14 protein-coding genes are annotated in these 13,829 nt (G+C 67.5%); 11 read left to right on the top strand and 3 right to left on the bottom strand.

Annotated features, from left to right (window positions below; genetic code table 11):
• The first annotated feature begins 46 nt into the window (after positions 1 to 46).
• Positions 47 to 979, top strand: a complete 933-nt coding sequence (gene argC, locus CEY08_RS12580) for an N-acetyl-gamma-glutamyl-phosphate reductase (protein ID WP_063640911.1) — start codon at positions 47 to 49, stop codon at positions 977 to 979.
• A gap of 49 nt (positions 980 to 1,028) precedes the next feature.
• Here argC and CEY08_RS12575 read toward each other — a convergent pair whose 3' ends face one another.
• The gene (locus CEY08_RS12575) at positions 1,029 to 1,934 is read right to left on the bottom strand and encodes a LysR family transcriptional regulator (RefSeq protein WP_042793498.1); all 906 of its coding nucleotides are present in this window, start codon (positions 1,932 to 1,934) and stop codon (positions 1,029 to 1,031) included.
• A gap of 131 nt (positions 1,935 to 2,065) precedes the next feature.
• On the opposite strand from CEY08_RS12575, the gene CEY08_RS12570 reads away from it, so the two are divergent.
• The 4 genes from CEY08_RS12570 to CEY08_RS12555 are packed head-to-tail and all read left to right on the top strand — an operon-like array spanning position 2,066 to position 6,458.
• Entirely contained in the window at positions 2,066 to 3,643 is a 1,578-nt protein-coding gene (locus tag CEY08_RS12570) for an ATP-dependent acyl-CoA ligase (protein ID WP_279627150.1), read from the top strand.
• Between the two features lie 36 nt (positions 3,644 to 3,679).
• Positions 3,680 to 4,993, top strand: a complete 1,314-nt coding sequence (locus CEY08_RS12565; RefSeq protein ID WP_063640698.1) for an MFS transporter — start codon at positions 3,680 to 3,682, stop codon at positions 4,991 to 4,993.
• A complete protein-coding gene (locus CEY08_RS12560) occupies positions 4,990 to 6,138 on the top strand; it encodes a thiolase family protein (protein ID WP_076813385.1) in 1,149 nt (382 codons plus the stop codon). Before CEY08_RS12565 ends, CEY08_RS12560 begins: the two co-directional genes overlap by 4 nt.
• Complete coding sequence (locus CEY08_RS12555; RefSeq protein ID WP_042793501.1) at positions 6,135 to 6,458, top strand: PhlB family protein; 324 nt, start codon at positions 6,135 to 6,137, stop codon at positions 6,456 to 6,458. The genes CEY08_RS12560 and CEY08_RS12555 overlap by 4 nt, the downstream gene beginning before the upstream one ends.
• 12 nt (positions 6,459 to 6,470) lie before the next feature.
• Here the strand turns inward: CEY08_RS12555 and CEY08_RS12550 are convergent, their stop codons facing one another.
• On the bottom strand, positions 6,471 to 7,313 hold the full coding sequence (locus CEY08_RS12550) for a TlpA disulfide reductase family protein (protein WP_076813387.1): 843 nt from the start codon (positions 7,311 to 7,313) through the stop codon (positions 6,471 to 6,473).
• Between the two features lie 27 nt (positions 7,314 to 7,340).
• Complete coding sequence (locus CEY08_RS12545) at positions 7,341 to 8,105, bottom strand: IclR family transcriptional regulator (RefSeq protein WP_042793504.1); 765 nt, start codon at positions 8,103 to 8,105, stop codon at positions 7,341 to 7,343.
• A gap of 218 nt (positions 8,106 to 8,323) precedes the next feature.
• Here CEY08_RS12545 and CEY08_RS12540 point away from each other — a divergent pair, with 218 nt between their 5' ends.
• Genes CEY08_RS12540 through CEY08_RS12515 form a run of 6 tightly spaced genes read left to right on the top strand, consistent with a single transcriptional unit; the run spans position 8,324 to position 13,792 of the window.
• The gene (locus tag CEY08_RS12540) at positions 8,324 to 9,871 is read left to right on the top strand and encodes an acetolactate synthase large subunit (protein ID WP_076813389.1); all 1,548 of its coding nucleotides are present in this window, start codon (positions 8,324 to 8,326) and stop codon (positions 9,869 to 9,871) included.
• Between the two features lie 41 nt (positions 9,872 to 9,912).
• Positions 9,913 to 10,707, top strand: a complete 795-nt coding sequence (locus CEY08_RS12535; RefSeq protein ID WP_076813391.1) for an SDR family NAD(P)-dependent oxidoreductase — start codon at positions 9,913 to 9,915, stop codon at positions 10,705 to 10,707.
• A gap of 30 nt (positions 10,708 to 10,737) precedes the next feature.
• On the top strand, positions 10,738 to 11,781 hold the full coding sequence (locus CEY08_RS12530; protein ID WP_076813393.1) for a WD40/YVTN/BNR-like repeat-containing protein: 1,044 nt from the start codon (positions 10,738 to 10,740) through the stop codon (positions 11,779 to 11,781).
• A gap of 19 nt (positions 11,782 to 11,800) precedes the next feature.
• Positions 11,801 to 12,286, top strand: coding sequence for a VOC family protein (locus CEY08_RS12525; RefSeq protein WP_042793508.1), 486 nt, complete (start codon positions 11,801 to 11,803; stop codon positions 12,284 to 12,286).
• 49 nt (positions 12,287 to 12,335) lie between these two features.
• Positions 12,336 to 12,938 carry an amino acid synthesis family protein gene (locus CEY08_RS12520; protein WP_042793509.1) on the top strand — a complete coding sequence of 201 codons (603 nt, stop codon included), beginning with the start codon at positions 12,336 to 12,338 and terminating at the stop codon, positions 12,936 to 12,938.
• Between the two features lie 11 nt (positions 12,939 to 12,949).
• The gene (locus CEY08_RS12515; protein WP_076813395.1) at positions 12,950 to 13,792 is read left to right on the top strand and encodes an alpha/beta fold hydrolase; all 843 of its coding nucleotides are present in this window, start codon (positions 12,950 to 12,952) and stop codon (positions 13,790 to 13,792) included.
• The last annotated feature ends 37 nt before the right edge of the window (positions 13,793 to 13,829 follow it).

Below are 13,829 nucleotides of genomic sequence, written 5' to 3'. Positions count from 1 at the left end.
GCGTCGGGATGGTTCCGGCGTTCCCTTGATCCAGGACGTACGCGCCATGACTCAACCTCTTGTTTTCATCGACGGCGACCAGGGCACGACAGGGCTTCAGATCCACGAACGCCTGCATGGGCGCACGGATCTGCGGCTGCTGACGCTGCCCGCGGCCGAACGCAAAGATCCGCAACGCCGGTCGCAGGCGATCAACAGCTGCGACATCGCCATCCTGTGCCTGCCCGACGAACCGGCGCGCCAGGCCGCGGCTTCCGTCGTCAATCCGCAAGTGCGCGTGATCGACGCCAGTTCCGCCCATCGCACGGCGCCGGGCTGGGTCTACGGTTTTCCGGAGATGAATGCCGGGCAGGCCGGCTTGATCGCCCAGGCCCGGCGCGTGAGCAACCCGGGTTGCTATCCCACGGGTGCCGTCGCCTTGCTCGGTCCGTTGGTGCGGGCGGGATTGGTGCCGGCCGATTATCCGGTGGTGGTGCACGCGGTGTCGGGCTACTCGGGCGGCGGGCGTGCCGCCGTGGACGCCTACGAGGCCGCGGATCGCGGGGCCGGACCTGCGCTGCAACTGTACGGCTTGGGCCTGGCGCACAAGCACACGCCGGAGATCGAACGGCATGCGGGCCTGACCCAGCGGCCGGTGTTCGTGCCGGCCTATGGCGCCTATCGGCAGGGCATCGTGCTTACCGTGCCATTGCAACTGCGTCTGCTGCCGCCGGGCGCCGACATGCGGCGTTTGCATGCCTGCCTGCAACAGCATTACGAGGGCGCCGCGCACGTGCAAGTGGTGGCTCCGCAGGATGCGGCGGCCCATACGCATCTGGACCCCCAGGCGCTGAACGGGACCAATGATTTGCGCCTGGCCGTCTACGGCAATGCGGAGCATGGACAGGTGCTGCTGACTGCAGTGTTCGACAACCTGGGCAAGGGGGCGTCGGGCGCTGCGGTGCAGAATCTGGACCTGATGCTCGCCGCGATCCGCTGACCGACAGGCCAAGGCCGTCCATGGTGGGCGGATCCTGTCCGCGCCGGCATCATGCAGGATCGGGATCCGCCAGTGTGTCCACCACCAGGCGCCGCAGCCAGGCGGTGCCGGGGTCGCTTTCGAAGCGGGCGTGCCAATGCACGGTTACGGACAGCATGGGCAAGGCGATGGGCAGCGGACGTATCTGAAAGGCGTCGTCCCGGTTGAACCAGATCGCTGCCCGCAGGGGCAAGGTCATGGTGAGATCGGTGCGCCGCACGATCTCGGCCGCGGCGGAAAAATGCGGCAAGGTCAGATAGGGCCTGCGTGGCAGGCCGGCCTCGCTCAGGACGTCGTCCAGCAGGCGATGAGCGCTGGCGCGGGAGGCCACCAGGATGTGGTCCAGGCGCTTGTATTGGCTGCGTGTCAGCCCGGCCGACAGTACCGGATGGCCGCGCCTGCCCATGCAGGTGTAGCGCTCTTTGAACAGCTCGGCATGGCAGGTTTCGCTGCCCAGCCCGGCCAGATTTCCGATCGCGAGGTCGACCTCGCCCTCTTTGAGCGCCTGCGGCAGGCGTTCCAACGGAATTTCCAACACCTCGACTTGCAGGCGCGGCGCCAAGGCATGCACCCGTTCCATCAGCGCCGGCAGGAACACCATTTCGCCGATATCGGACATGGACAGCCGAAAGCGCCGGGCGCTGCTGGTGGGCTCGAAGCGCTGCCGCAGGTTGACGGCTTCCGCGAAGCTGTTCATGCCGCGCTCTATCGGTTCGGCAAGCGCGAACGCAACCGGCGTGGGCTGCATGCCGGAAGCCGTGCGCGCGAACAGAGGATCGTCGAATTTTTCACGCAGGCGCGCCAATGCGTAGCTGACGGCGGGCTGGGTCAGGTTCAGGCGCTGCGCGGCCCGCGTGACGCTGCGCTCATGCAGCACGGTCAGGAAAACCCGCATGAGGTTCAGATCGAAGTCCATGCATGCCCCTTATATCAGCTTGATTTATAAGATAAATAATATCCATAAATTTGACATATAAATAGTTGATTCCTAGACTAATTTCACAAGGCTAGGGCAGCGCTTGCCGAAGGCCGCACCATAGGGGAAGCATTGCCATGCACGCGTTGACGCTGCCGTCGTTGTTGTTGGAGCAGGGCGCCCGTTGGGGCGATCGCACGTGGGTGCAGGCGCCAGGAGGCTCGCTGCGTTATGGCGATGCGCCCGCGCATGCGGCGGCCTGGGCCGCGCGTTTGGCCTCGGCCGGCGTCGCCCGGGGCGACCGGGTCGGGCTGATGGCCGGCAACCGGCATGAATTCCTGTCCATCGTGCTGGGCTGCGGCTGGCTGGGCGCCGTCGTGGTGCCCATCAATACGGCGTCGCGGGGCATGCAGCTACAACACATTCTGGCCAACAGCGGCTGCAGATTGCTGGTGGCCGATGCGGCATCGTGCCCTGCGTTGGCTGGGCTGGACATGCAATCCTTGGACTTGAGCCGCATCTGGTTGCTGGATGGGAATGCGGATGCGCCGCCGCTGCCGGTTCACGCGTGTCCGCCGCCCGCGTTGCCGGACGCCCCGCTGGCGGCAGCGGCCGAGATCGGGCCGGGCGATACGCTGGCCATCCTGTACACCTCGGGGACGTCGGGCCTTTCCAAAGGCGTGTGCTGTCCGCACGCGCAGTTCTATTGGTGGGGCAGGATTGCCGCGCGCAACCTGGAGATCGCCGAAAGCGACGTGCTCTACACGAGCTTGCCGCTGTTCCATACCAATGCGCTGAATGCCTGCTTCCAGGCGCTGGTCACCGGCGCCACCATCGTCTGCGACGAGCGCTTTTCGGCCAGCCGTTACTTCGACCGGCTTGAGGCCACGGGCGCTACCGTGACCTACCTGTTGGGCGCGATGGTGCCGATGCTGCTGGCGCAAACGCCTGCGGCGGCGGAACGGCGCCACCGCGCGCGGATCGCGCTGGCGCCGGGCGTTCCCGAACGTTTCCATGCGGCGTTTGCAGAGCGCACGGGCATTGCGTTGCTGGAAGGCTATGGGTCCACCGAGACCAACTTTGCGCTGGGCGGCACGCTTGCCGAACAGCGCCCCGGCACGATGGGACGCGCCGCCCCTGAATTCGACGCGATGGTGGCCGACGAACACGACGCCATGGTGCCGGACGGCTCCCCGGGCGAATTGCTGCTGCGCGCGCGCATGCCATACGCCATTGCCACCGGCTACTTCGGCATGGACGACAAGACGGTGCAGGCGTGGCGCAATCTCTGGTTCCACACGGGAGACCGCGTGGTCCGTGACGCGGACGGCTATTTCCGGTTCCTGGACCGCATGAAGGACGCCATCCGCCGACGCGGCGAGAACATTTCCTCGTACGAGGTGGAGCAGGTGTTGCTGGCTCATCCCTCGGTTGCAGCGGCGGCGGTCTATGCGGTGCGTTCGGAGTTGGCCGAGGACGAGGTGATGGCGGCGCTGGTCTACAAGGCCGGGCAGGCAGTCCCGCCCGAGACCTTGCTGGATTTCTGCCAGCCTCGCATGCCGTACTTTGCCGTGCCGCGCTACCTGCGCGTGCTGGAGGATCTGCCGCGCACCGAGAACGGCAAGATCCGCAAGTTCCACTTGCGGGATGAGGGGATTACCGGCGACGCCTGGGACCGTGACGCCGCCGGCTATCGTGTGGCGCGCTGAGCGCCATTGGTCCATTCAAACAGACAAGGGGCGGCAATGACGATGGCATACAAGGGTGCGGCGGCGGCTGCAGGCGACGATGCGCATAGAAGGCGTACGCGGCGCGTGGTGATGGCCTCCGTCGCGGGCAATGCGATGGAGTGGTATGACTTCTTCATCTACGGCACGGCGGCGGCGCTGGTGTTCGGCGAACTGTTCTTTCCCAAGGGGACCGACCCGCTGCTGGGTACCATGGGCGCCTTTGCGGGCTTTGCGGTCGGTTTCCTCGCGCGGCCCCTGGGAGGCGTGATCTTCGGCCATATCGGCGATCGGTACGGCCGCAAACTGGCGCTGGAGTGGACCCTGGGCCTGATGGGGGCTGCCACTTTCCTGATCGGGCTGCTGCCCACCTATGACCAGGTCGGCTTCTGGGCGCCGGTGGCGATGGTGGTGTTGCGCATCCTGCAGGGCGCGGCGGCCGGCGGGGAATGGGGCGGAGGCGTGCTGCTGATCAGCGAGGCGGTCGGGGGCAAGCGCCGCGGCTACTTCTCGTCCTTCAGCCAACTGGGCGTGGCGGGCGGCTTCGTGCTGTCGTCGGCTGTCTTCATGCTGGCGCAACAGCTGCCGAAGGACGCCTTCATGAGCTGGGGCTGGCGCTTGCCGTTTCTCCTGAGTGTGCTGATCTTCGGGGTGGGCTTGTATATCCGCAAGCACATCCCCGAAAGCGAAGAATTCGTGCAGGCGGCCAAGACCGCCAAGCGGGGCATGCCGGCGGTCGAAGTGTTCCGCCGCTATCCGCGCCAGGTCTTTACCGCAATGGGCCTGCGCGTGGCCGAGAACGGCGGGTCGTACATCTTCCTGGCGTTTGCGTTGGCCTACGGCAAGTTCCTCGGCATCTCCAACGACATCATGCTGGGCGGTGTGCTGGTGTCGATGTTCATCGAACTTGGAACGCTGGTGTGGTTCGGCCATCTCTCCGACCGCATCGGCCGGCGCACGGTGTACCTCATCGGTTCCGCCGGCCTGGTGCTGGTGGCATTCCCGTTCTTCTGGCTGGTGCAGACCAAGGAGCCCGTGTGGATATTCCTGGCTTTCTTCCTGGGCAACACGATCTGCCACGCCGCCATGATCGGGACCCAGCCAGCCTATTTTGCCGAACTGTTCCCCCCGGAAGTCCGCTATACCGGCCTGGCGCTGGGGCACGAACTTGCGTCGGTGTTTGCGGGCGGACTCTCGCCACTGATTGCCATGGCGCTGCTGCGCAAGTATGAATCGGCAACGCCCGTGGCGTGGTTCCTGGTGGCCATGGCCGCGATCACGGTGGTGACCTTGCTGCTGACGCGCGAACCGGCGCGCCCGGAGTCGGCATGACGGCGGCTCGTGGCCCGGGCATCGTCGGCGTGGGCGAAACGCCGTCGTTGCGCCACCCCGGTCCCGAGACCAGCACCGCCGGCCTGATGGCCGAGGCGATTGCCCAGGCGCTGCGCGGCGCGGGCTTGGCGCCAGGCCATGTGGATGGCTTGGGGGTGGCGTCGTTCACGCTGCGCCCCGATCGCGCGATCGATCTGGCGTGGCAGCTGGGACTGCGGCTTAACTGGTGCATGCAGGATGAGATGGGCGGCGCTAGCGCCATCAATTTGTTGCGCCAGGCCTGGCTCGCCTTGGAGGCCGGGCAGGCCCGGACCATCGTGCTCGTGGCCGGAGACCATTTCTCGGGCGCTGATTTCGCGGGACTGGTGCGCGGCTATAACCGCAGCGCTCAGGATTACCTCAGCCCGCTGGGCTGCGAGGGGCCGAATCCCTTGTTCGCCATGCTTACCCAGCGCCAGATGGCGCGGACCGGCCTCACACGCGAGGACTATGGCGCGCTGTGCGTGGCGCAGCGGCAATGGGCGGCAGGCAACCCCAATGCGGCGTATCGCCAGCCCCTCACCCTGGAGCAGTACCTGGCCGCGCCCATCGTCGCGGCGCCTCTGGGCCGCCTGGATTGCGTGCCGGTGGTGAGCGGCGCTTGCGCCTTGGTGCTGAGTGCGCGCCCCGCAGGAACCCGAGTGCGGCTGCTGGCCAGCGATGCCCGCTACAACGGGGACCAGCAGGAAGGAGACGGGCTGCAAACCGGCATCGCGGGGTTTGCGCCGGGGCTCTGGCAGCGCGCCGGCCTGGGTCCCGAACATATGGACGTGGTGAGCGTCTACGATGACTATCCGGCCATGGCGCTCGCACAGCTATGCGATCTGGGTTTTGCGGGGGCGGAGGATCTGCCGGGATTCATCGCGCGCCGCCTGGCGGCTCGCGACCTGCCGGTCAATACCGCGGGCGGCCAGCTGTCCGCGGGGCAAGCGGGCACGGCCGGCGGCATGCATGGACTGGTCGAGGTTGCCCGCCAGTTGCTGGGACAAGCCGGTGAGCGGCAGGTGCGCGCCGCGCGCCACGGCGTGGCGACTGGCTATGGCATGGTGCAACTGCGATATGGCATGTGCGCCAACGCGGCCGTGTTGGCCCGGGAGGAATCATGAGCGTCAACGTCAGCCAGTGCTGCGCTTGCGGCCATCTGGTCTATCCCGCCCGGCTTTGGTGTCCGGCTTGCGGCCACGGGCAGGCGCGGGCGGCGGCGGTGGAAGACGCGGTGCTGGAGGCTTGGACCGTGTTGCCGTCTAGGGATGGCGCGCCCGCCGCGATCATCGCTACGGTCCGGGCGCTGCCCGCAGGACCGGTGCTGGTGGTCCGCCTTGAAGAAGCCCCCGGCCAGGCCGGCCAGCGCCTGCGGCTGTACGAACACGAGATGCAAGGGCGGCCCTTGCCTTGGGCCCGCGCCTTGGCGGGCCATGAAGCCTGAAACGCGCGCGCCTCAGTCGCCGCTTGCCGGCGTCTGGATCGCGTCCAGGCGTTGAGCCAGCGAGGCTGCCGACAACTCGCCGACGCGCAGGTCCACCAGACGTCCCTGGGCATCCAGGAACAGCGTGGCGGGCAGGCCGCGGTTGCTCATGTCGCGCGAGGCAGCGCCTTCGGGGTCAAGCAGCACGTTGCGCAGCGACGGCGCATGCTGCGCCAGGAACTGCGCAACGGCGGGCGATGCCTCGGCCTGGTTCAAAAAGACGAAATTCACGCCGGGATGCGCGGCCTGCGCCGCGGCGAAGGCCGGCATTTCGCGGCGACAGGGCGGGCACCAGCTTGCCCAGAGATTGATGACGGTGGGTTTTCCATGGAAAGCCGCGAGTTCGGCTGGCGCGCCATCGAGCTGACGCAGCGCCAGCGAGGCAAGTTCGGACGGCGCCTGCGCGGCGGGAGCCAGCCAGCGTCCGCCGCCGACCCAGGCCACGCTGGCCAGCGCCAGCGCGCCCAGCAGCGCGGCGGGCGGGGCCTTGCGGCGCACCGCCGCGTACAGGCCATAGACCCAGGCCGCGGCCAGCCCGGCCATGCCGGCCCAGCCGCCATCGCGCACGTCCAGTATCCGCAAGGGATTTTCCAGGAAGTGCGCAGGGTATCGCCAGACGAAGCCCAACCGCGCGACCACCAGGCCGATGACGAGGGCGCGCCACAGCACCGTGCCCATATCGGGTGATGCGCGGCTTCCGGCCGCGTGCTTGGGGCCGAAGAGTTTGGCGGCCAACAGGCCGATGGCCGCGGCGGCGGCAAGAACGAGCAACTCCGTGGGAAAGACGAGAGGACCGATGCGGATGGCGGGCGTCATGGGCGTACCTGCGGCTGGCGTTGCGGATCAGGCCGCATGCTGCAGCTTGGCGGGCGCCTGGGCGATGCGGCGCGTGATTTCGGTCGCGGCGCGGCAGATCAGTCCGGCCAGATAGTCCTCGCGGAACGCCGCGAAGGCATCCTGGGCGCCAATGATCGTAATGCTGCCCAGCACGTGGCGTTCTTCATCGAAGATGGGCGCGGCAATCCCGGTTTTTCCGGAATCCAGTTCCCCGGACGAGATGCTGTAGCCCGCCTTGCGCACTTGCAGCATGGCGCGGGAAAAGGTCTTCCAGTCATGGCCCAGCCGCAGCATGTCGGGCGACTGCGCGTGTTCATCGTACACGCGGCGCAATTGGCGCGGTCCCAGATTGGCCAGGATGACGCGGGCGGTTGCGCTGCGCAGCAACGGCATGTACCGGCCGCGCCCGAAATTCAGCGCCTGCGTATTGCGGCCCGGCTGCTGGTGCACGTTGATCACCTTATCGTCGTAACGCTCGCTTAGCAGCACGTCCAGTCCTGTCTGGCTGGAGAGTTCCTCGATCAGGTCGCGGCTGACAGTCAGCATGGGGTCGTACTCGCGCATCTGCAGGTCCAGCGCAATGATCCGCGGACCCAGGGCATAGCCCGCAGGCAGGCGCACCAATAATCCGCAGGCGCATAGTTCCCGCACGTAGCGATAGGCGGTGGCGGGCGCGTAGCCGCGCAACTGGCAGATGGCATCCACGTCGAGGACCGGCCGGTCGGGCTGAAAAAGGTCCAGGACATCGAGCATGCGGCGAAGACTGTTCATGGGCGTGAGAGGTGGAAAGGCTGACGTGCTGCGAGGGTGCACCAAGGCAAGCGTATTGGCAAATCGCCTTCGCTCGCGCGGCGCGCACGCGTGCGTATAGGAGAAATACACGGATCTATCAAATAGATAATTCTAATAAATTATTCCGCATCAATCTGCCAAAAGAAATTGCACAATTATCAAATTACGATAAAGTAGCAAAAAAGGAGGCGGTAATCATGAGCGGTGCGAGTGTCTTGCTGGAGGCCCTGCGCGAGCAGGGCGTGGAAGTCTGTTTCGCCAATCCCGGCACGACCGAGCTGGATCTGGTGCGTGCAATGGAAGAGGTGCCGGGCCTGCGCTGCGTCGTGGGCTTGCAGGAGAACGTATGCACCGGCGCCGCCGACGGGTATGGCCGCCTGGCGGGCAAGCCGGCCGCGACCTTGTTGCACCTGGGGCCGGGCTTTGCCAACGGCATCGCAAATCTGCACAACGCGCGCCGCGCCCGGACTCCCATCGTCAACATCATCGGCGACCACGCCAGCTGGCATCTGGAGTGCGACGCGCCCCTGACATCGGATATCGAATCGCTGGCGCGCCCGGTGTCAGGGTGGGTGCGGCGCATCGCGTCTGCCCAGGACGCGGCTGGCGCTGCGCGCGCCGCCGTGCAGGCCAGCCTTGCCGACGGCGGGCAGGGCGCGACCCTGATCTTTCCGGCGGATTTCCAAGCCGAGAACGTAGCGCAGGAGCCGGCCGGCGCCGCTGCATGCGACGCCGTCCCGGGCTCGGATGAGTTCGATGCCGCCGCTGCATGGCAGCAGTTGCGCCGCGCGAAAAATCCGCTGTTCCTGCTAGGTGGGGGCGGGCCGTCCAGCGGCCTGGGTGGGCGAGCCCAAATCGCCGCCGCGCGCTTGTGCGGCCTATTGGGAGGCAAGGCGTATGCCGAGACCTTCCCCGCGAGGTCGGAGCGCGGCCGCGGCCTGCCGGATTTTGACCGGCTGCCGTATTTTCCCGAACCCGCGCGCGCCACGCTGGACGCCGCCGATCTGGTGGTGCTGGTCGGCGCCTTGCCGCCGGTGACGTATTTCGGTTATGCCGGCCATCCCAGCCGGCTGGTGCCGCAAGAGCGCTTGCTGATGCTCGCCGCGCCTGGCCAGGACGCCGCGTCGAGGCTGGAAGCGCTGGCCGAATTGGCCGGGGCGCCGGCCGCCGATGTTGCCCCGGCGGCGCTGCCCCAAGCCGCGCCGGGCCTCTTGACGCCGCAGTCCATTGCCGCCGTGGTAGCGCGGGCCTTGCCCGAAGACGCCATCGTGTCGGTCGAGGGCGGCACTTGCGGATATCCGCTATACGCGGCGTCCGCGGGCGCGGCGCGCCACACCGTGCTGACCAATACCGGCGGCGCAATCGGCCAGGGCTTGCCGGTTGCCATGGGGGCGGCAATCGCCTGCCCGGACCGCCGCGTCGTGGCGGTGCTTTCCGACGGCAGCACGCAATACACGATCCAGACGCTGTGGTCGCTGGCGCATGAAAACCTGCCGGTCACGGTGCTGATCGCCGCCAATCACCAGTACGCCATCCTGCGCAACGAGCTGCGCCGCGGCAATGCCGTGCTGGGGGAGCGCGCCGCTGAGCTTACCGCCCTGGACCGCCCGCGTATCGACTGGGTGGGGCTGGCCTCTAGCTATGGCGTGCAGGCCAGCCGCGCCGCCACCTCGGAAGAACTGGCCGCGCAGCTGGAATCGGCACTGCGGCAGCCGGGACCTGTCCTGATCGAGATGGCGCTGTAGGCGCGGCGATCCATCCCTCTATATATAAGGAGCATTACAGAATGGACTTGCAACTCAAGGGGAAAGTGGCTGTGGTCACCGGCGGCAGCCTGGGCATCGGACGCGCGGTTACGGAGGCCCTGGCGGCCGAAGGCGTGCGGGTGGCGATCGTGGCGCGCCGCCAGGCGCAGCTGGACGAAGTGGCGGCTGAAATCACCCGGGCCACAGGCGTGGAGGTATTGGGCGTGGCGGCCGACGTGTCGGACACGGAGCAGGTCAACGCGATGATGCAACGCGTGGCGGAGCATTTCGGCCGCGTCGACATCCTGGTCAACGGCGCGGCCCATCCGGGCGGGCTGGTGCGCAGCGAGATCGACGAAGCGGATCCCGAGGGCCTGCTGGAGGACATCAACATCAAGGTGGTGGGCTACATGCGCTGCGCCAAAGCCGCTGCGCCGCACATGCGCCGTGGCGGCTTCGGGCGCATCGTCAACATTGGCGGCCTCACCGGACGCGGCAGCAAGCAACTGTCGGGCATGCGCAACGTGGCCATTTGCCATATGACGAAGACGCTGTCGGACCAGCTTGGTCCGCACGGCATCACGGTCAACGTGATCCATCCGGGCGTGGTCGAAACGCCCCACATCCATGAACTTTACGAAAAGGAAGCCGCCAGGCAGGGGCTGACCCCCGCCCAGGTCGAGGCCAACTATGCCAAGGCCACGCCCATCCGCAGGGTGCTGCAGCCGGCGGAGATCGCCGATGCGGTGCTGTTCCTGGCATCGCCCCGGGCAGGCGCCATTACCGGCGAGTCGCTGGGGGTGGACGGGGGCATCACGCGCGGCATCTTTCTTTGAAACGCTAACCCTCTTTCGGGGAGTCTGGATATGCAAGGCACGATACTGGTCGGCACGGCCGGCCAAGGAATTCTGCGCAGCGTCGACGATGGCGCCACCTGGCACCGCCTGGGCCTCAAGGAAGCCATCGAATTCGACGGCACGGTGCGCAGCCTGGCCGTGGACCCGGCAGATCCGCGCCGCGTGTTCGCCGGGGCCGACGCCGGCATGTGCATCAGCACCGATGGCGGCGCGCACTTCTCGCGGGTGGACAGCCCGATGAACGGCATGACCGTCTGGGCGATCGCCATTGACGCCAAGGATCCACGGCGTCTGTACGCGGGCACCGGCGCGCCGTCGCGCGCGGCCATGTTCCGCTCGGTGGATGGCGGCGCGAGCTGGGAGCGGCTGTCGCCCGAACTGCCGGAGTTTTGCCGCGGCGTGAACCGCCCGCGCATCCTGTCCGTCTGCGTGGACCCGGATGACAGCCGCGAGGTCTGGTTCGGCGTCGAGGAAGGCGGGCTGTGGCGCAGCCGCGATGGCGGCGACACCTGGACGCGCGAGGACGAGGAGGGCAACGCCGCGGCTATCTCCAACCCCGACATCCACTGCGTCGCGGTGCTGCCGGCCACGGCAGCAGCGCCCAAGACCACCATGGTGCTGACCGTGAACTCCGTCTACCTCAGCGAAGACGGCGGCCGGCGCTGGGAGGGCGTGGCGTCCAAATCGCGTTTCGACGGCATGTACTACACCCGCTCGGTGCAGGCATTGCCAGACGATCCCGACACCGTGCTGCTGGCCATAGGCGACGGCACGCCGGGCACGCGCAGCAAGATCTACCGATCGTCCGACCGGGGCCGCAGTTGGCAGCCCGCGTTACTGCATACCGCGCCGAACTCCACGTTCTGGGCCTTCGGCGTGCACGCGGCGGACCCGCGGCTGGCCTTCGCCGGCACCAAATACGGCCATCTGTTCCGCTCCACGGACGGCGGACGCAGCTGGTTCAAGGAGTGGCGCGATTTCAGTGAAATCACCGCGGTGGCCTGGACGCCATACGCCGCGCCCGTGACCGCGCATCCCCAGTCCATCAACTGATACGCACTTCGAGACCGCCATGTCCACGATCACCACGCCCGCGCCGGCCGACCGCCGCCCGCGCATCGCCCGCACCCATCTGGCCCTGTTCGTGCGGGACCCTTACGCTTCGGCGCCCTGGTACGAATCCGTGCTGGGCATGCAGGAAACCGCGCGCGGCGAGCAGTGGGTGTTCCTGTCCTTCGGACGCAAGCACCACGACATCGCCCTGATCCGCGCGGCGGACGGGGAACCGGCCCGCGGCCCTATCAACATGCAGCACTACGGCCTGGAGATCGAGGGCGACGTGGATGAGCTGCGCCGCCTTTACGGCATGTTGCTGGCCAAGGGAGTGGACGTGGTGAAGATCACCGACCACAAAGTGGGCTACGGCCTGTACTTCACGGACCCCGACGGCCACCGCTTCGAGTTCTTCTGCGAAACCGTGCATGGCGACGAAGAGGGCAAGCGGGTCCTGCACGACCACAACGCGCCCAGCGTGCCCATGACGCTGGACCCGCTTTGAGCCCTCCGGGCGCCAACCGATTCCTGATTTCCCATTGACTGGAGCATTCATGAGCAACACCAACTTCGGCCCCTATCGCATCCGCAAATGGTATTTGCAGATCGACGACACCCTGGCCACGGAAACCGGCGAGCCGGCTGACGGCGAACCGCTGCGCAGGATCGTCATCGCGGCGGCCCTGCACAACCCCTACGCGGGTCGCTTCGAGCGCGACCTGTCAGCCTACATCGAGCCTTCGGCCATGCTGGGTGAGGAGTTCGGGCGCCGCATCATCGAGGCAGCGGGAGGGCGCCCGCTGGAAAGCTACGGTAAAGCCTGCTTGGTCGGCACGGACGGCGAGTACGAACACGGCAACGCGCTGCTGACCACCGTCTTCGCCGAACCGGTGCGCGCGGCGCTGGGCGGCGGCAAGGCCTGGGTGCCTTCGACCGGCAAGCGCGGCGGTCCCGGCACCGCGATCGACATTCCGCTGGCGCACAAGGACGCGCTCTACGTCCGTTCGCATTACGACAGCGTGACAGCGCTGTTCGGCGACGCGCCCAATCGCGACGAGGTGCTGATTGCGTTTGCCTTCGCTACGCGCGGCCGTCTGCATGCGCGCCTGGGCGGCCTGAAAGCCAGCGAGATCGCGGGCAAAGACGGACTCTGCTGAAGGAAGCCGCCATGCAACGCCGCGACACCGACATCGCCGTCAATGGCATGAGCCTGCGCCTGACCGAATGGGGCCCCGGGGAGGGGCGGCCGCTGTTCATGCTGCACGGCATCCGTGGCTACGCCGAGACCTTCGCCGGCATCGCGCAGGCGTTGCAGCCGGACTTCCGCGTCCTGGCCTATGACCAGCGTGGCCGTGGCGCCAGCAGTTGGGATCCGGGGCGCAATTACTACACCGACGCCTATGTCGACGACCTGGCCGGCGTGGCCGACGCGCTGGGCGTGGACAATTTCGATTTGCTGGGCCATTCGATGGGAGGCATCGCGGCCATCGTCTTTGCCGCCAGATATCCGGCGCGCGTGCGGCGCCTGATCGTGGAGGACGCCGGGCCCGCCGCCTTCGAGGGCAGCGCGGGTGCTGCGCGCATCCAGCGCGAATTGCGGGAGACGCCGGAGTCCTTTACCGACCTGGCCGCGGCGCGCGCGTACCTGCGCGCCTTGCGGCCCAGCGTTACCGAAGCCGCCCGCGAGGAAAGGTTGCGCCACATGCTGAAAGAGGATGGGGCGGGCGGCTGGACCTGGCGCCATGACCATGCCGGCATCGCCGCCACCCGCCTGAACCCGGACCCGGCGCGCGTGGTGGACCTGTGGCCGCAGGTCGCGGCGCTGGCCTGTCCGACCTTGGTCGTGCGCGGCGGGCGTTCCGATTACTTGCAGGCGCAGACCGCCCGCGAGATGGCGGCGCGCAACCCCAACGTGGAATGGATCGAGATCGAGGGCGCGGGCCACTACATCCACGACGACTGCCCGGCCGCTTTTGCACAGGCCGTCGGCGGCTTTCTGCGGGGCGCATGAGGCGCAATCCGCGGAACGACAACAAGAATCCAAGGGA

The organism is Achromobacter insolitus (assembly GCF_002209555.1).
GTDB classification, from domain to species: domain Bacteria; phylum Pseudomonadota; class Gammaproteobacteria; order Burkholderiales; family Burkholderiaceae_B; genus Achromobacter; species Achromobacter insolitus.
The sequence above is the reverse complement of the archived record's forward strand: the minus strand, read 5'-3'. Positions and strand labels throughout refer to the sequence as shown.